A 17,648-nucleotide genomic window follows, 5' to 3' on the forward strand; every position below is an offset into this window, starting at 1 on the left:
CTCAAATTTCAAATTATAAGTTCACATTTTCAAAAAATGAGTTTTGACACACCCTCTTTTTTTCGGATATATCCTATACAATGAACCGTCCGCTATACTATCGCTTCTGCTCCTTCGCCTCTTCCTGAGGTATGCGGAAAGCCGTATAAAGTTCCAGCACGGCGGCGATGGTCAACCCCACAATCCATTCGTTACGGTGCCACACCAGCATGGCTACCCCCGTAAGTACCAGTATCAAGGCACCCATCAGCTGCTGGCGGCGCAGACGCCGGATGACGAAACTGGACCCCTTATAACCCGACACCACCTGCGTATAGGCAAACATCACCGCCCCCACCAGGTAGATATACGGAGCATACACCAGCTTTCCGAACTGGAGAACCAGTCCCACAAACAAGAGGACGGCACCGGCCATCGCCAGTACATTCACGGTCTTTGTACTCATTTCTTCAAATCTTCTTCAAAAATATAGATATCTTCATTCTCCTGCTTCATCAGATATTTCTCGCGGGCCACCTTCTCCAGCTCTTTCGGGTTGGAGGTAATTTCCTTCAGCGTCTTGCTATCTTCCTCATACTGTTTCCGGTAGCGTTCAATCTCCTTGTTCAGTTCATGAATCTCACGACGGTTCTGGAAACGATGAATCAGGCTGTTATCGTCTATCACACCGATAACAAGCAGAAACACACCAAGAGTAACCAGGTATTTATGGCGGCGGATATACAGCCACACTTTCGCAATTTTTCTCATAACACCAGCAGCATTTTATCGGGGCAAAGATAGTGAAAGGTGAGTGCAATACAAAAAAGAAGCTTGTTTATTTTTTTATTGCCGAACCGCATCCTATCTTATCATTTCCAACCCAATCTGTCTCGTATGTTGTTACTTACCGTTTCAAACCGATCAGTCAGACGAAGCCATTCAGGAACATCTTTATTCATCCATCCCATAACCACAATCATCTCTTTATGAATTTCCTCTACACGATTCAGATTCCAACAAATGGATTCATTATGAAACACCCTGTTTCGGAATGTACGGAACGTATTCAAAGGAGCTGAAACATTTTTCCTTTGCCGATCTTTTTTGGGCATAAAGGAGAAAACTTTTTCGAAGAAAGATTTGTCATATCCCATATTTTTCATATTTTTGCATTACAGTCCCGAGCGTTCCTCTCCCAGCTTTCAGTTACTGGTGATGAATCCGGGTTTTTTTATGTCCTGTCGCAAAGGTACTACAATTCTATCGGTTCAATACTTTTCCCTTATCTTTTCTTCTCCATCAGGTCATCAAATTCAACCACTCCCCCGGACAAGAAAAACAAAATTTCCCCTCAAGTCCCCCGAGGTAAGGCAGATTTTATGTACATTTGCATGGAATCCTAAAATCAGAAAGCCGTTTATGGAGAATTACATCGTATCGGCGCGGAAATACCGCCCGGCAACGTTTGATACGGTAGTGGGCCAACGTGCCTTGACCACCACCCTGAAGAATGCCATCGCTACCAACAAGCTGGCTCACGCCTACCTGTTCTGCGGTCCACGCGGTGTGGGAAAGACTACCTGTGCCCGTATCTTCGCCAAGACCATCAATTGCCTGCACCCGAAAGAAAACGGAGAGGCCTGCAACGAATGCGAATCCTGCCAGGCGTTCAACGAACAACGCTCCTACAACATCCACGAACTGGACGCGGCTTCCAACAACTCGGTAGAAGATATCCGCCAGCTTATCGAACAGGTACGTATACCGCCCCAGATAGGCAAGTACAAGGTGTACATCATCGACGAGGTGCACATGCTTTCCACATCGGCCTTCAACGCGTTCCTGAAAACCCTCGAAGAGCCGCCCCAGCATGCCATCTTCATCCTGGCTACCACCGAGAAACACAAGATTCTGCCCACCATCCTGAGCCGTTGCCAGATATACGACTTCAGCCGCATCAGCATCAATGACATGGTGGAGCACCTGGAACACGTGGCGGCGCAGGAAGGCATCGAAGCCGAACCCGAAGCCCTGAACGTCATCGCTCAGAAGGCCGACGGAGGTATGCGTGACGCCCTCTCCATCTTCGACCAGGTAGTGAGCTTCACCAACGGACACATCACCTACCAGGGCGTCATCAATAACCTGAATGTACTGGATTACGAATATTATTTCCGCCTGACCGATTGTTTCCTGCAGAACAAGGTTCAGGACTGCCTCCTTATCTTCAACGAAGTCCTGCACAAGGGATTCGACGGCAACCATTTCATCACCGGACTCAGTTCGCACTTCCGCGACCTGCTGGTAAGTCGGGACCCGTCTACCCTCTGCCTGCTGGAAGTAGGTGCCTCCATCCGCGAACGCTACCAGACACAGGCGCGACAATGTACCCCGACCTTCCTTTACAAGGCCATGAAACTCTGTAACGATTGCGACCTGAACTACCGGGTAAGCAAAAACAAACGCCTGCTCATCGAGCTGACACTGATTCAGCTGGCCCAACTGACCGCCGACGATGACCCCGTGGGGGGGCAAGGCCCTAGCAAGCAGTTAAAACCCACCTTCACGAACCAGCCGGCCGCTCCGGCCCAGCCGACGGCTCCCACTACCGGCACTACTCAAGTGCAGGAAAGTGCTCCGGCCTATACACCCCAGCCGCAACCGGCCGCTCCACAGGCTTCGGCATCCCAGACAGCTCCCGCTCCGGGAAACCGCCCCGCGGTACACGCCAATCCCCTGCCTCAGACACAGGGAGAAAAGAAGATTCCGGTGGTGAAAGCAGGCTCCTATAGCGTATCCATCCGTCGTCCTCAGAAGCAGGAAACGGCTCCACAACCCGTGCAACAAGCCCAGACTACGGCCGCCAGCACGACGTGGGAAGACCATATCTTCAACGAAAAGGACCTGAATTATTATTGGAGAGAGTTTGCCGCCCGCCTGCCCAAGGAAGAAGCGGCGAATGCCGGACGTATGATGAACATGCAGCCTCATCTGCTAAAAGACCAGCGCACGTTCGAAGTCGTGGTAGATAACGAGATGGTACAGAAATACATGGAGCAACTGGCGCCTCAGATTGTCGGCCACCTCTGCCAGCAGCTACACAACCGTACCATCCGCATGACGGTACGCGTGAGCCAGGAGAACGAGAATGTCCGTGCCTATAGCCATGTAGAACGCTTCAAGATGATGAGCCAGAAGAATCCGAAGCTCCTGAAGCTGAAAGAGACATTCGGGCTGGAACTGAACTGACATTCCTTTCAGTTCCAACCCGTTCCAGGAAGGGGAATCAGATAGTCAAGTCGTGGTTGCGCAGGCGGTATTCGGCCAGTTCCTCGTACTTGGTACCCGGACGCCCGTAGTTGCAATACGGATAGATGGAGATACCTCCACGTGGCGTGAAGATACCCGTCACTTCGATGTATTTCGGGTCCATCAGCTTAATCAGGTCCTTCATGATGATGTTCACGCAATCTTCGTGGAAATCGCCGTGGTTACGGAAGCTGAACAGGTAGAGCTTGAGACTCTTGCTTTCTACCATCTTCACATCCGGCAGGTAACTGATGCGGATTTCCGCGAAATCGGGCTGGCCGGTGATGGGGCACAGGCTCGTGAATTCCGGGCAGTTGAAACGTACCCAGTAGTCGTTCTCCGGATGCTTGTTTACGAAAGCTTCCAGCACTTCGGGGGCATAGTCCTGCTTGTAGGCGGTGGTCTTTCCCAGTATCGTCAATTCGTCTTTTCTTTCCATATATTTCTTTTTACTTTTATTTTTGAATGTATTTACTTTTTCTTTTTGATGGCAAAAAGAAAAAGATAACAAAAAGAAAAACCACCGGCTTCCGTTTGGAGGCGGCTACGAACCGTTTCCCGTCGGAAGCGCAGGAACTCGCTTCGCTCAGACAGCCTGCGCTTCTGGTCGCCGGGCTCCGTTTCTCCGCTTTTTCGCCTCAAAACTAAGGCCGGAATTATTCGGGAAGCCAAAGGGTGAGAGTATGTCCGCTTGCGGTTTTCGGGCGGGCTGCCCCCGCCTCTACAGACTATACCCATACAATCTAACGGAATCAAGTGTTTCACTTACGTACAAAACCTGAACCGGATTCGCTTGTGGTTTCCGGGCGGATGCCCCCTACGGATAATCCCCATACAATTCGAGGGTAATAAGTGTTTATTCCACGTCGGCTTCCTTCAGGCTTTCCAGGGTCTTTTCCTTCGATGCCAGATACTTTTCCAGTCCCTCACGGCGTAATTTGCAGGCCGGGCAATGTCCGCATCCGTCGCCCTGCACTCCGTTGTAGCAGGTCAGCGTATCGCGACGCACGATGTCCAGCACCCCCAGCTCGTCGGCCAACGCCCAGGTCTGCGCCTTGTCAATCCACATCAGCGGCGTATGGATGACGAACTGCTCGTCCATGGCCAGATTCAGGGTCACGTTCAATGACTTGATGAACGAGTCGCGGCAATCCGGATAACCGCTGAAATCGGTTTGCGACACCCCGGTCACCATGTGCGCGATGCCCCGCTCGCGGGCATATACCGCGGCGATGCTCAGGAAGAAAAGGTTACGTCCCGGCACGAAAGTATTCGGGAACGAACCGTCCGGCTTCTCCTCGTCCATGTGGATGGAAGTGTCCGTCAACGAGTTGCTTCCCAGTCTTCCGATGAACGAAACGTCCATCACATCGAAATGTACTTCCGCCTTGCGGGCGATTTCACGGGCCAGTTCCACTTCCTTCACGTGTTTCTGCCCATACACGAAACTCAAGGCATAGACCTCTTTGAAATGCTTTTTCGCCCAGTAAAGGCAAGTGGTGGAATCCTGTCCGCCACTGAATACGACCAATGCCGCCTGATTGTTCATCATCATCATCAAATCTCCTTTATTTTCAATACATTGTAAGAAATATGCTCGTCGTACACGTCACTCTCGTCCACGCGCTTGATGTAGTTCACCACCCGGATAGTCACCGGCAGGATGACAATCTCGTAGGCGGTCTTCAGCACCACCTGCACCACCATCATCTTCATCAGCTCATTCACGGGCATCAGTCCGCCGAAAGCCAGCGGGAAAAAGATAAGTGAATCGGCGCTCTCGCCCGCCACGGTAGAAAGGATGGCACGGGCCGAGAAATGGCGTCCTTGCGAAGCCACCTTCATGCGGCTCATCACGTATGCGTTGATGAACGACCCCACCAGGAAAGCCGTCAGACTGGCGGCGGCGATACGGGGTGCCATGCCGAACACGAAGTCGAACGCCTCCTCGCCTTCCCAGAACGGCGCGGCAGGTATCGCGATGGCTATCTGTCCGAGGGCCACCACGAAGAAATTCATCAGGAAGCCCATCCAGATGATGAGTCGGGCCTTGCGGAAGCCCCACACTTCGGCAATGCAATCGTTGATAATGTAAGATACGGGGAAAACAATCAGTCCGGCGGTCACGGCTATCGGGCCGAGTTGGACCACTTTGGTCTCTAACAGATTGGCTGCCACCAGGCAGACGCAAAACACGATACCCAAGACCATGAAAGGTACCGATACGAGGTTTTCTTTCTTCATCGCTCCTGTTTTTTACGTGGTGTTCTAGAATACACGGCCGCTATTCACGGCATCGCATGTGAATGTTCTCTTGAAATCGGGCGCAAAGATACGAATAAATTTCAGATTACCGAAATCAAAAGCAAACAGAAAAGCAGACGAACGGATTTTCCATCCTCCTGTAGGGGCGTTGTTTGCCACCCGAATACATAATACGATGGTTCACAGAGGGGGGAATACAGAATCTAAAGGAAACTGATTGACCGAACTTCCCACCGCTATCAAAGCGCGGCGGCAATTTTACGCAATTCCGACAACCTGTCCATAAAGGTCTTGTCTTTGCGGATACTCCTCAGATTATATTCCGTCTGAAGCGCCAAAAGCGGCTCCGCATCAATGCCTAGAACTGCCTCGAACAACAGGGCTGTCTTTTCCGTAAGCGGACGATGTCCGTTCAGGATTTCGTTCAAAGCCGAGTAAGATACCCCCATCTGTTGGGCAAGCTTCTGTTGCGTGATACCTCTGTATTCGATTTCATCCTTCAGTATCGAACCGGGATGCGTGGCAAATGTCGGTTCAATATTATTCGCGATCATCTTAGGGTCAACTCCCGGTAATTCTACCATAACCAATTATTTATAATGATTTGACAAATCTATCACATAAAAATACAAATAATTCCGGTCCTTCACAAAAAAAGTGAAGGAAATATGTGATAAGCCGAAAGACACAATTCCCTTACAAAACTCCCCCAAACACCCCACTTCACGACCGAAAAACACCGTATATACGGTTATTTTCGACTGAAAATCCCCATAAAAATACACGGATTCTTCCCGAAAAACGCATTTTTCTACCTTCTGAAAACCATACTGAATCCATGCATTTCTGACAAATCATGAAGCCATCGTTTCAGATTGACAGCAGTATTTCAGTTGCCGGAACGGTGAAAAAACAGCAATAAAATCTCCCTCCAAACAAGGAATACAATCAGTACTTACAATAACCGATATACTGTCTGAAAGAACCGCTGTACATTTGCGGTAGAAAAATCCTTGGGAAGGGATTAAAAAAAATCCGCGTCAGGTTCAAAAAACATTCCGGGGCAGAAGGTCTGGAACCTGCAGGACAAACGAAAACGGGGCGGCCGTTTGTCCGTTATCGGAGAATCGGCTATATTTGTGCCACAAAGGGTATGAAACTATGGCAAAGAACAATCTGCTGAGCGAACAGCTGAACTACAACGGAGCGAGCGAGACACCTACCCACCTGCATCTGTGCAGCTACAACGCGGCGCTGGTGGAGAAGAGCACGACGGACTCCTTCGACGAACTGAAACAATCGCTGGTGGGCGACCGCGTAAACTGGGTGCAAGTGTACGGACTACAGAACGCCGCCACCATCCGGCAGGTATGCGAGCATTTCGACATCGATTTCCTGACCACACAGGACATCCTGAATGCCAACCACCTGACCAAGATAGAAGAGCATGACCGTTACAACGTGATCATCCTCAAACTGCTTTCGCGGGAGAAAGACGGAGCGTATACGCCCCAGCAACTGGGCATCGTACAGGGAGACAGTTTCCTGATAACCTTCACCGAACGCGAAACCGATTTCTTCAACGAAATCCTATCGGCCCTTGACAAGAATGTACTGAAGATACGGAACCGGCAGACGGACTACCTGCTGAGCGTCATCCTGAACAGCGCCATGGCCGGCTTCATGTCCATCCTCACCACGATGGAGGACGAGCTGGAAGACCTGGAAGAACGGTTTCTCTCGCCGGACTCCTATGACGCCCCGGGCATCGAGGAGATACAGGCCCACCGACGGAACCACCGCCTCATCCGGAAATGTATCCTGCCCCTGAAGGAACAGATAAACAAGCTCTTCCATACCGAGAACACACTCCTGCACAAGAACAACCGCCCGTTCTTCAACGATGTGAACGACCACCTGCAATTCGCCCTGCAGGCGCTGGAAGGTTGCCGCGACACCATCAGCGCCCTGATAGACCTCTACATCTCCAGCAACGACCGGCGCATGAACAGCATCATGAAACAGCTCACCGTGGTGTCTACCATCTTCATCCCGCTTACCTTCCTGGCCGGCATCTGGGGAATGAATTTCAGCTTCATGCCCGAACTGAATTGGAAATATGGTTATCTTTGCGCCTGGATACTGATGATTGCGCTGGCCGTCGGTATCTATTATTACTTCAAGCACAAGAAATGGTATTAAAAACCTCTGCCCGTTATGAGAAAGAAAGAACTGTACGAGAAAGTCATCGCCTACTTCGGCCAGGCAATGCCGGTAGCCGAAACCGAACTACACTATAGCAACCCCTTCGAACTGCTGATAGCCGTCATCCTGAGCGCCCAGTGTACGGACAAGCGGGTGAATCTGATCACCCCTCCCCTGTTCCGCGATTTCCCTACTCCCGAAGCGCTGGCGGCCAGTACGCCGGAAGTGATTTTCGAATACATCCGTAGCGTGAGCTACCCGAACAATAAGGCGAAACACCTGGTGGGGATGGCGCAGATGCTGGTGAGGGATTTCCACAGCGAGGTGCCCGATACGCTGGAGGAACTGGTGAAGCTGCCGGGGGTGGGACGGAAAACCGCCAACGTCATCCAGAGCGTGGTGTTCAACAAGGCGGCCATGGCCGTAGACACCCACGTCTTCCGGGTGAGCCACCGCATCGGACTGGTACCGATGAGCTGCACCACACCGCTCGCCACCGAAAAGTACCTGATGAAGTATTTACCCAAGGAAATCGTGCCTACCGCCCACCACTGGCTCATCCTGCACGGACGCTACGTCTGCACCGCCCGGAACCCGAAATGCGCGCAATGCGGACTGAACGGCTTGTGCAAGGAATCGCTCAAGGCCGTACCGGGAAAAATGTAGCGATACACAAGCCCTTCCTGCCCATAAAATACCGCCTGTCCCAAGTAGGGACGCACGGCTCGTGCGTCCGGAAAACCGTTTATCTACATAAATCAGACGGCTCTTAAACGACCAACCGGATTAAAACGTCACCGATTAGGAGAGTCGGAAAAGGAAGCGGACGCACAGACCGTGCGTCCCTACATATTTGTAAGGATTATCTGTAAATTCAATACCACCCTGAGAACCGGAAGACCGCGACAATCAGAGAGTGACGCAGAGGCCGTCGTAAGCCAGATGGATTCCTTCGGGAAGCATGGCGTCCACCTCGGCATGAAGCCCCATCTGATGGCTCATGTGAATGAACCAGGTCTGCCGCGCGCCGATACGGGCGGCCTGCTCCAAGGCTTCGGAAAGGCTCTGATGCGTCCAGTGAGGTTCGATACGCAAAGCATTCATCACCAGACAATCCAGCCCCTTCAACACCTCGTAGGATGACTCCGGCATGGTGAGCATATCCGTTATCCACGCCATCCGGCCGATACGGAAGCCCAGGATGGGCAGCTTGCCGTGCATCACCCGGAACGGCACCACCTCGACGGTATTCCCGCCCAGGCTGCTTACTGTAAACGGCACACCGTCCTGAACGGTTTCCAACGGAATATGAGGGACACCCGGATACAGGTGTTCGGTAAAGCAATAAGGGATGCGTGTACGCAGGCGATCGGCCGTATACCCTTCGGCATACACGGGGACATCGCGGAACTGGCAATACGGACGCAAATCGTCCAGACCGCCTACGTGGTCGTAATGCTCGTGTGAGACCAGTACGGCATCGATGGGCTTGAAATCGTTCAGACGAATCATCTGCTCGCGGAAATCCGGACCGCAATCAATCAGAATCCGCACCCCGTCCACTTCGACCAGCCCCGAACAACGCAGACGGTTGTCGCGCGGATCCCTGCTCGTACAGACCGGACAGGTACATCCCACCTGAGGGACTCCGGTGGAGGTTCCGCTACCTAATATCGTAATCTTCATGATGAATATCTCCTTCGTGTTAGATGTAATTCACTTCGGGATGGATGTCGATACCGAACGTCTCGCGCACCGAACGTACCACCTCGGCGGCCAGACGCATGACTTCCTCGCCGGTGGCGCCCCCCAGATTGACCAGAACCAACGCCTGTTTCTCGTGCACGGCGGCACGTCCAAGCGCCTTACCTTTCCAGCCGCAACGGTCTATCATCCAGCCTGCCGGAATCTTCACCCGGTCTTCATCCACCGGATAATGAGGCATGTCGGGATATTCCGCCAGCAAGCGTTCGAACTGGGCACGCGGCACGATGGGGTTCATAAAGAAGCTTCCGGCATTGCCCAGCACCTTCGGGTCGGGAAGCTTCGATTCGCGGATGGCGGTCACCACCTCGCGCACCGACGCCAGCGTCACTCCGCACCCGCGGCGCTCCAGTTCGGCACGGATATTCCCGTAATCCAGGTGGAAAACAGGGCACTTGCCCAGCCGATAAGTCACGTAAGTAACGATGTATTTCCCTTTCAGCTCCTGCTTGAAAACGCTGGAGCGGTAAGCATACCGGCATTCGGCATTCGTGAAGCACCGCTTCTGTCCGGTAGCGACCTCGATGGTCTCTACGTCCACAATCAGGTCCTTCACCTCTACGCCGTAGGCACCGATGTTCTGCACCGCCGAAGCCCCCACTTCGCCCGGAATGAGCGACAGGTTCTCGGCCCCGTACCAGCCGTGCGCCACGGTATAGGCCACAAAATCGTCCCACACCTCGCCGGCTCCCACACGGATTTCCACCGAGTCGTCCGTCTCGTCCACGGTCTCCATGCCCCGGATGCCGGAGTGCAGGATGAGTCCGTCGTAATCACCTTTAAACAAGAGGTTGCTTCCGCCGCCGATATGGAGGAAAGGATGCAACGCCTCCTTCGTGTCATTCAGAAAGCCGCACAACTCTTCTTCCGAAGCGTATTCCACGAAACGGGCCGCCTTCACGTCCATTCCGAAGGTATTGTGCGCCAACAGGGGATAATGGGTATATGTCTTCATAAAAGGAATATCAATCGCTCAAATCTTCAAATTTCATCAGTTTCCAGATACCGTTCCGGCGCTCGAAATAGAGCGTGTTGCTGAACCCGTTGCCGAATCCCTTGAACTCGACCACTTTCGTATCGATGTTGAGTTCTTCCTTCTGCCCGTAATGTACGTTCGTGAGTTTTCCGGGCATCATCGGCGGACGGAAAGCGAACCATTGTCCCGGTTCGAGGGTGGTCTCCAGAATCTGGAACTCATCTTCCGGGTCGGCGGTCACAAATCCCAGCGGCTCGGCCAGACGTTCGCCCTGGAAGATGGAATCGGAAGAGAAGCGTTCGTAGAACTGCATGAAATCCTCTTCCCCGTCCGTCTCGTGCGCCAGCTTTTGCAGGTTGATGGCCTCGAGGAACCAGGACTGTCCCTTGCGCTGGAAATAATACCTCCGTATCAGGCTTTTCCTCAGGTCAATCATATCTACCTGCACACTCTGCATACTGGTATCTTTCTCCAGTTCCATGTCTTCTTCCTTATCGAACAGCACCGTATAGGCCGGTTCACGGCTGAACAGATAGTCGTGGGTCCATTCGTCTTTCGGCACACGCACAATCTTGTCGCCCTTATACGTAGATACAGGGAAAAGGATGCGGGAAAGCTGGAACTTGGCATCGGAAGCAAAATTATAGAAGAAATCGGCAAAGCTTTCATCGGCCGAAGGAGGAATCACATCCTCTATCACCAACGAAGTATCGGCCTGCACCGAATCCGATTTCAGGGAATCAATCTGTCCAGTCAATGTCTCGAAGGGGTCTATCTGCTTTTTTCCTCCTTTACAGGAAATCATGAGCAACAACAGACAACATCCAAAGATTAGTTTTTTCATTGCATTCATCGAAAAATCGGATGCAAAATTATCCTTTTTTTCAATCCCTTCTCACTTTTAGCAAGAGAAATCTCATTTATTGGACGAAAAAACAGGATTATTTCGGTGAAAATCCTTAACTTTGCCCTCACGAAAAATAATAACCGAAGAAATATGTTAGCAAAAATAGAAGAATTACTTCAGGAAGTGGGAGCCATGACGGCCGCCAACGCGGAAGAGCTGGAAGCCCTCCGCATCAAGTACCTGAGTAAAAAAGGAGCTATCAACGCGTTGATGGCGGATTTCCGCAACGTACCCGCCGAACAGAAGAAGGAAGTGGGTATGAAACTGAACGAACTGAAGAACCTTGCGCAGGAACGTATCAACGCCCTGAAGGAAACGTTCGAGAACCAGGATAACGGAGCGGCCGAACTGGACCTGACCCGTACTGCATACCCCATCGAACTGGGTACCCGTCATCCGTTGTCTATCGTCCGCAACGAAATCATCGACATCTTCAGCCGTCTGGGATTCACCATCGCCGAAGGACCGGAAGTGGAAGACGACTGGCACGTGTTCTCGTCCATGAACTTCCCCGAAGACCATCCGGCACGCGACATGCAGGATACCTTCTTCATCGAAAGCCACCCGGACATCCTGCTCCGTACACATACTTCATCGGTACAGAGCCGTGTGATGGAAGTGTCACAGCCTCCTATCCGCGTCATCTGCCCGGGACGTGTATACCGTAACGAAGCCATCAGCTACCGCGCGCACTGCTTCTTCCACCAGGTGGAAGGCCTGTATGTCGACAAGAACGTATCGTTCACCGACCTGAAACAGGTGCTGCTCCAGTTCGCTCAGGAAATGTTCGGTCCGGAGACCAAGATCCGTCTGCGTCCGTCTTATTTCCCGTTCACCGAGCCGAGCGCCGAAATGGACATCAGCTGCGACATCTGCGGCGGCGAAGGTTGCCCGTTCTGCAAATACACCGGATGGGTGGAAATCCTGGGTTGCGGTATGGTAGACCCTGCCGTACTGGAAGCCAACGGCATCGACAGCAAAATCTATACCGGATATGCCTTCGGTATGGGTGTAGAACGTATCACCAACCTGAAATACAAGGTGAAAGACCTGCGTATGTTCTCAGAGAATGATACCCGTTTCCTGGAAGAGTTCGAAGCGGCCAACTAGGAAACCCCAACATATTCGGCATTTATATGCACTTAATAAAATACGCTAAGAGAATCATTCCGGCCGAGCGAGGTCGGGATGATTCATTTTTTATCAGGCTATGAAGAAGGACAAACTTGTTACTCCCAGCTATTGCTTTATCCTGGCGGCCAACTTCCTGCTCTATTTCGGATTCTGGCTGCTCACCCCCGTACTTCCGTTCTATCTACTTGAAGAATTCCAGGTATCGAACACCACCATCGGCGTGGTACTGAGCTGCTATACCATCGCGGCCCTCTGTATCCGTCCGTTCTCGGGCTACCTGCTGGACACGTTCTCCCGCAAGCCTTTGTACCTGTTCGCCTATTTCATCTTCACCCTGGTCTTTGCCGGCTACATGGTGGCCGGACTGCTTACCCTGTTCATCCTGCTCCGCATCGTCCACGGCATTTCGTTCGGAATGGTGACGGTGGGAGGAAACACGGTAGCCATCGACATCATGCCTTCTTCCCGACGCGGCGAAGGACTGGGATATTACGGATTGTCGAACAACATCGCCATGTCCATCGGACCGATGTTCGGCCTGTTCCTGCATAGCGCCGGGGTATCCTACATCACCATCTTCTCTTACTCACTGGCTTCGTGTATCCTGGGATTCCTGGCTGCCTGCCTGGTGAAGACCAGCTATCGCCCGCCCGTAAAGCGGGAACCCATCTCGCTGGACCGCTTCATCCTGCTGAAAGGGATTCCGGCCGGCATCTGCCTGCTGCTTATGTCCATCCCCTACGGGATGACCACCAACTACGTGGCCATGTACGCCAAGCAGATCGGACTGACGGCCGAAACCGGCTTCTTCTTCACCCTCATGGCCATAGGAATGGCCATCAGCCGGTTGTTCAGCGGTAAACTGGTAGATAAGGGAATGGTGACCGGAGTGATTCAGGCCGGTCTGTACCTGGTGTGCCTCTGCTATTTCAGCCTTACCGCGTGCGGATGGCTGGTAGACTGGAACGTGACTTTCACCACCGTGCTGTTCTTTGCCATCTCCCTGCTATTGGGAATCGGGTTCGGTACCATGTTTCCGGCCTACAACACGCTCTTCGTCAATCTGGCACCGAACAACCAGCGCGGAACAGCTACCAGCACGTACCTGACCTCGTGGGACCTGGGTATCGGAATCGGGATGCTCACCGGAGGCTACATCGCCGAGATCGCCTCGTTCCGCATCTCCTACCTGTTCGGCGCGGCGCTGACCGTCATTTCCCTGTTCTACTTCCAGTTCAAGGCCGGTCCGGACTACAACAAGTACAAGTTGAGATGACCCGTCACTCCCGGTAGGTCAGGACAAAGATGTGAGAGAAACGTCCGTCCACTTCCGTCACCTGCACGGAAAGGATGAAGGGGTCGAACATCTCGGCCCATTCATTGATGAACGGCGGCAGATAAGGCTTGAAGAATTCTTTGTTGCGGACCACCTCCTGCATGTCGGCCACCATGATGTACGAGGCCGAAGGCGAGAGATTGGCGATACACTGATTGAAGAGGGTGTCTCCCTGAGCCACCGAAGCCCGGTTGATGCAGGAATCGATACGTGCGGTTCCCGAAAGGATGAGCAGGCTGTCCTTCGCTACCTGCGGTATACCGCCCAGACGTTCGGCCATGACAGGCATACAGGCTTCGGGAGCGGCCATGGAACCATTCAGGTAGATGACTTCGCTGTTCATGTGGAGGTCGAACTCGCTCCAGCAATAATCCCGTTTGCCCGTCAACAAGGGCACCGAGGCCGTCCGTCCGTAGAAGGTCATGAAACGGGAAGACTTGTTGTGACGCAACGACGCCAATACCGTATCCCGGCTCAGGGAACGCTTGTCCAGTTGCGCGTCGATGACCTGCTCTATCAGCCGCTTCTCATGGCTGGCTACCAGAAAACCTTTCCCTCCGTATAGCGACAGGAAATCCTCGGCATCCAACGGATATACCTGGATTTCCTTTCCCCGGTAGATTTCCTTCTTCGGGGTGAACCGGTCACCGTATTTCTCGCGGAGCACTTCCTTGAACAGGTCCTTCCCCTCCTTGCTCATCCGGAAATAAGCGACCATGTCGCGCGGATTGCCCGGAAAATGGAAACTGAGCATCAGCTGGTTGACCTGGTTGCTCAACCCGTGTGCCGCATGAGAAGTATATTGGGTAAGTTCATAAAAGATGGTCTCTATCAGGTTAGACTGATGCAAGGTATCGAATTGGGCCGCGTAGGCCATCCGCGGAAGCTCACTGATGAAGAAATCCACATTGTCCGTCTCCAGCAGGCCACGTGAGTCGGCAGGAACCAACTCCAGCAGGTCCACGGTCTGGGTCTTGTCGGCCAACTTCAATTGGACAAAGCTATATACGCCTACTCCTACACAAAACAACAAGGTAGAAAGAATTACGGCAAATTTGGCGACGGTACGTAGTTTCATGCTCCCTCCTATTCCTTTTCTACAAAGATATTAAAAATCTTTTAAAAAGTACAAATAAAACCGAAGAATAAAAGCGGAAGGACACAAAAAAACTCCTGAAGAATCAGGAGTTTGATAGGGTGACTAGTGGGACTCGAACCCACGACATTCAGAACCACAATCTGACGCTCTAACCAACTGAACTATAGTCACCATGTTGGTAATCTAAAAAATACTTCATCAAGAAAAGAGAGGGTGACTAGTGGGACTCGAACCCACGACATTCAGAACCACAATCTGACGCTCTAACCAACTGAACTATAGTCACCATGTTGGCTTTCCTTTCAAAAGCGTTGCAAAGGTAGGACTTTTTTCTGAATCTACAAGACTTTCGCCGAAAAAACTTCAAAAAAAGTATTCTTTTATTCCTTTCGTCTCCCGCTCCATCAACGAACGTACCTGCCGGGCGAAGCGGGACATCCGTTCTTTCTCGTTCACATTCAGCAGATTATCAGCTATATTCAACGGATACAGCTCGTAACCGGGTTTCCGGGACAGAACCGGCCGGGAAGTCCACACGAACGCATAGCCGCAATCGGCCAGACGGGTCCTCCCCTCCACCCGCCGGAGAGTGAGCGAAACCATCATCCCTCCGTCCGTACCGGTAGGGTGCATGTTCGACACGAAATTCCCCAACGAATAGGCCACCAGGTGACGCCCCGGAGTCACCGAATCGGTCAGGACTTCGAGCGGTTGCACCACATGGGGATGCGAACCGATGACGTGGTCCACCCCCAGCCCTATCATCCACCGGGCCAACTCCCGCTCCTGCCGGCGGGGGAGCGACTGGTATTCAATTCCCCAATGCATACAGGCGATGATGACATCGGGTTTCATCCTCCGGGCTTTCAGAATATCCTCCCGAATCTGGGCGCGGTCAATCCCGTTCACGTAGTTGGGCGGCGTGACCGGAATCCCGTTCGTGCCGTACGTATAGTTCAGCAGGACAATCCGGAAGCCCTTCACCGTAACCAGCAACGGATAACGCCGGGAACGTTCCTCCACCTCCCTGTATGTGCCGGCATGAGGAATCTCCAGCGAATCCAGCATCCGGACGGTCCGCTCCAGCCCCTTACGTCCCCTGTCGAGGCAATGGTTGTTGGCCGTAAGCAGCACATCAAAACCCACCCGCTTCAATTCGTACAGGAACTCGTCGGGCGCGCTGAACGCCGGATACCCCCGGTAAGGCTTCCCGCCGAGCGTCACCTCCAGATTCCCCACCAGCAAGTCCGCCCGGTCGAACTCCGGACGTACCTGCCTGAAATAAGAGGTATAGTCGTAAGTGCCGTCCGGACGCTTCGCCGCGTCCATCTGAGCCTGATGCTGCATCAGGTCGCCCACGAACAGGAGTCGGATGGAATCGGCCGTCTGGGCACGAAAAAGGGTTGCCGAAAGCCAACAGGCCATCAGCAACCCTATCCGTTTCAGGGAAAAAGCATTCATCCTTTATCCGTAAATGGCCTTCTTACCGGCCAGTAAAGTATTCTTCATCAAGGATACAATCGTCATCGGGCCTACTCCACCCGGTACCGGGGTTATGAAGGAACATTTCGGAGCCACTTCGTCGAACTTCACATCGCCGGTCAGCTTGAAGCCGGACTTACGGGTAGCATCCGGTACACGGGTCGTACCTACGTCAATCACGACGGCCCCTTCCTTCACCATATCGGCCTTCACAAAGTTCGGTTGTCCCAGCGCCGCGATGATGATGTCGGCCTCACGGCATTCCTCCACCAGGTTCTTGCTCCGGCTATGGCAGACCGTCACGGTAGCGTCGCCCGGATAAGCCTTCTGCATCATGAGCATCGCCATGGGTTTGCCCACGATGTTGCTACGTCCCAGCACGACACATTTCTTTCCCTGGGTCTCAATCTGATAACGCTTCAGCAATTCCAGAATTCCGTTCGGAGTAGCCGACACATAACAAGGCAAGCCGATGGCCATCCGACCTACGTTGATGGGATGGAAACCGTCCACATCCTTGCGGTAATCGATGGTCTCGATGACCTTCTGCTCGGAAATGTGCTTCGGGAGCGGCAGCTGGACGATGAATCCGTCTACATCGTCATCCTGATTCAGTTCACGCACCTTGGCCAGCAGTTCCTCTTCCGTCACATCCGCCTCGTAACGGATGAGCGTCGACTTGAAACCGCAAACCTCGCAAGCCTTCACCTTATTGGCCACATAGGTCTCGCTTCCTCCATCGTGTCCGACCAGAATCGCCGCCAGATGAGGACGCTTGCCTCCTTTCGCTACAATCTCAGCCACTTCGGCCGCTATTTCCTGCTTCACCTGTTCGGAAATAGCCTTTCCATCTATCAATGTCATATCTTCTGATTTTTTATGAGTGTAACAAAGATAAGAGATTCTGCGGCCCGTCAGGTTTCTTCCTTACAGGTTTAAGCTAAATTAACAGAGCTTCGGGCGAAGTACCTTCCTCCCAAACGTCCGTTCGTTCTCCTGTAAACGTCCGTTCGTTTTCCTGTAAACGTCCGTTCGTTTTCCTGTAAACGTCCGTTCGTTTTCCTGTAAACGTCCGTTCGTTTTCCTGTAAACGTCCGCAGGTCTTCGTGAAAACGTCCGTTCGTTTTTCGCCGCATGTCCGTCCGTTCCCGCCGGAGGGATTCCGAAGCCGGCAAAACACCGGCTTCCA

Annotated in this window: 19 protein-coding genes and 2 tRNA genes; 6 read left to right on the forward strand and 15 right to left on the reverse strand. The window is 52.6% G+C overall.

Translation table 11 applies throughout. The annotated features are described in order from the left end of the window. Positions 1 to 97: 97 nt before the first annotated feature. From C510_RS0101440 to C510_RS15945, 3 genes are all read right to left on the reverse strand, one after another. Positions 98 to 445: a hypothetical protein gene (locus C510_RS0101440; RefSeq protein ID WP_018709558.1), complete on the reverse strand. Its 348-nt coding sequence runs from the start codon at positions 443 to 445 to the stop codon at positions 98 to 100. Continuing rightward, on the reverse strand, positions 442 to 750 hold the full coding sequence (locus C510_RS0101445) for an FtsB family cell division protein (protein ID WP_022340529.1): 309 nt from the start codon (positions 748 to 750) through the stop codon (positions 442 to 444). The genes C510_RS0101440 and C510_RS0101445 overlap by 4 nt, the downstream gene beginning before the upstream one ends. A 101-nt stretch (positions 751 to 851) precedes the next feature. Next, positions 852 to 1,136 carry a hypothetical protein gene (locus tag C510_RS15945; RefSeq protein ID WP_018709560.1) on the reverse strand — a complete coding sequence of 95 codons (285 nt, stop codon included), beginning with the start codon at positions 1,134 to 1,136 and terminating at the stop codon, positions 852 to 854. A gap of 265 nt (positions 1,137 to 1,401) precedes the next feature. Between C510_RS15945 and C510_RS0101455 the strand changes: the two genes are divergently transcribed. Beyond that, positions 1,402 to 3,231: a DNA polymerase III subunit gamma/tau gene (locus C510_RS0101455; RefSeq protein ID WP_018709561.1), complete on the forward strand. Its 1,830-nt coding sequence runs from the start codon at positions 1,402 to 1,404 to the stop codon at positions 3,229 to 3,231. A 37-nt stretch (positions 3,232 to 3,268) separates the two neighbouring features. Here the strand turns inward: C510_RS0101455 and queF are convergent, their stop codons facing one another. Then, positions 3,269 to 3,730 (reverse strand): preQ(1) synthase, encoded by a 462-nt coding sequence (queF, locus tag C510_RS0101460; protein ID WP_018709562.1) that lies wholly within the window; start codon positions 3,728 to 3,730, stop codon positions 3,269 to 3,271. A gap of 26 nt (positions 3,731 to 3,756) precedes the next feature. On the opposite strand from queF, the gene C510_RS17465 reads away from it, so the two are divergent. Next, positions 3,757 to 3,939, forward strand: coding sequence for a hypothetical protein (locus C510_RS17465; RefSeq protein ID WP_040365866.1), 183 nt, complete (start codon positions 3,757 to 3,759; stop codon positions 3,937 to 3,939). 208 nt (positions 3,940 to 4,147) lie between these two features. Here C510_RS17465 and queC read toward each other — a convergent pair whose 3' ends face one another. From queC to C510_RS0101485, 3 genes are all read right to left on the reverse strand, one after another. Next, on the reverse strand, positions 4,148 to 4,840 hold the full coding sequence (gene queC, locus C510_RS15955) for a 7-cyano-7-deazaguanine synthase QueC (RefSeq protein ID WP_025892112.1): 693 nt from the start codon (positions 4,838 to 4,840) through the stop codon (positions 4,148 to 4,150). 8 nt (positions 4,841 to 4,848) lie between these two features. After that, positions 4,849 to 5,535 carry a queuosine precursor transporter gene (locus C510_RS0101475; RefSeq protein WP_018709565.1) on the reverse strand — a complete coding sequence of 229 codons (687 nt, stop codon included), beginning with the start codon at positions 5,533 to 5,535 and terminating at the stop codon, positions 4,849 to 4,851. 260 nt (positions 5,536 to 5,795) lie between these two features. Next, entirely contained in the window at positions 5,796 to 6,140 is a 345-nt protein-coding gene (locus tag C510_RS0101485) for a HigA family addiction module antitoxin (protein WP_018709567.1), read from the reverse strand. A gap of 577 nt (positions 6,141 to 6,717) precedes the next feature. On the opposite strand from C510_RS0101485, the gene corA reads away from it, so the two are divergent. Then, positions 6,718 to 7,758 (forward strand): magnesium/cobalt transporter CorA, encoded by a 1,041-nt coding sequence (corA, locus tag C510_RS0101490; protein ID WP_018709568.1) that lies wholly within the window; start codon positions 6,718 to 6,720, stop codon positions 7,756 to 7,758. Positions 7,759 to 7,773: 15 nt separating this feature from the next. After that, positions 7,774 to 8,427, forward strand: a complete 654-nt coding sequence (gene nth / locus C510_RS0101495) for an endonuclease III (protein ID WP_018709569.1) — start codon at positions 7,774 to 7,776, stop codon at positions 8,425 to 8,427. 243 nt (positions 8,428 to 8,670) lie between these two features. On the opposite strand, the gene C510_RS0101500 is transcribed toward nth, so the two are convergent. From C510_RS0101500 to C510_RS0101510, 3 genes are read right to left on the reverse strand one after another with little or no spacing between them, the layout of a single operon-like run. Next, entirely contained in the window at positions 8,671 to 9,447 is a 777-nt protein-coding gene (locus C510_RS0101500) for an MBL fold metallo-hydrolase (RefSeq protein WP_018709570.1), read from the reverse strand. Between the two features lie 19 nt (positions 9,448 to 9,466). Next, complete coding sequence (murB, locus tag C510_RS0101505) at positions 9,467 to 10,480, reverse strand: UDP-N-acetylmuramate dehydrogenase (protein ID WP_018709571.1); 1,014 nt, start codon at positions 10,478 to 10,480, stop codon at positions 9,467 to 9,469. 10 nt (positions 10,481 to 10,490) lie between these two features. Further along, positions 10,491 to 11,345 carry a DUF4348 domain-containing protein gene (locus tag C510_RS0101510; protein ID WP_025892111.1) on the reverse strand — a complete coding sequence of 285 codons (855 nt, stop codon included), beginning with the start codon at positions 11,343 to 11,345 and terminating at the stop codon, positions 10,491 to 10,493. A gap of 153 nt (positions 11,346 to 11,498) precedes the next feature. On the opposite strand from C510_RS0101510, the gene pheS reads away from it, so the two are divergent. Next, a complete protein-coding gene (pheS, locus tag C510_RS0101515) occupies positions 11,499 to 12,518 on the forward strand; it encodes a phenylalanine--tRNA ligase subunit alpha (RefSeq protein WP_018709573.1) in 1,020 nt (339 codons plus the stop codon). A 100-nt stretch (positions 12,519 to 12,618) separates the two neighbouring features. Then, entirely contained in the window at positions 12,619 to 13,818 is a 1,200-nt protein-coding gene (locus tag C510_RS0101520; protein ID WP_018709574.1) for an MFS transporter, read from the forward strand. Positions 13,819 to 13,822: 4 nt separating this feature from the next. On the opposite strand, the gene C510_RS0101525 is transcribed toward C510_RS0101520, so the two are convergent. From C510_RS0101525 to folD, 5 genes are all read right to left on the reverse strand, one after another. Continuing rightward, complete coding sequence (locus C510_RS0101525; protein ID WP_018709575.1) at positions 13,823 to 14,956, reverse strand: hypothetical protein; 1,134 nt, start codon at positions 14,954 to 14,956, stop codon at positions 13,823 to 13,825. A gap of 118 nt (positions 14,957 to 15,074) precedes the next feature. Next, a tRNA-His gene (locus C510_RS0101530) sits at positions 15,075 to 15,148 on the reverse strand. Between the two features lie 41 nt (positions 15,149 to 15,189). Next, positions 15,190 to 15,263, reverse strand: a tRNA-His gene (locus C510_RS0101535). Positions 15,264 to 15,340: 77 nt separating this feature from the next. Beyond that, positions 15,341 to 16,423, reverse strand: coding sequence for a CapA family protein (locus C510_RS0101540; RefSeq protein WP_025892110.1), 1,083 nt, complete (start codon positions 16,421 to 16,423; stop codon positions 15,341 to 15,343). Positions 16,424 to 16,441: 18 nt separating this feature from the next. Next, positions 16,442 to 17,323 (reverse strand): bifunctional methylenetetrahydrofolate dehydrogenase/methenyltetrahydrofolate cyclohydrolase FolD, encoded by an 882-nt coding sequence (gene folD / locus C510_RS0101545; RefSeq protein WP_018709577.1) that lies wholly within the window; start codon positions 17,321 to 17,323, stop codon positions 16,442 to 16,444. Between the last annotated feature and the right edge of the window lie 325 nt (positions 17,324 to 17,648).

The organism is Phocaeicola barnesiae DSM 18169 = JCM 13652, assembly GCF_000374585.1.
In the GTDB taxonomy this organism is placed as follows: Bacteria; Bacteroidota; Bacteroidia; order Bacteroidales; family Bacteroidaceae; genus Phocaeicola; species Phocaeicola barnesiae.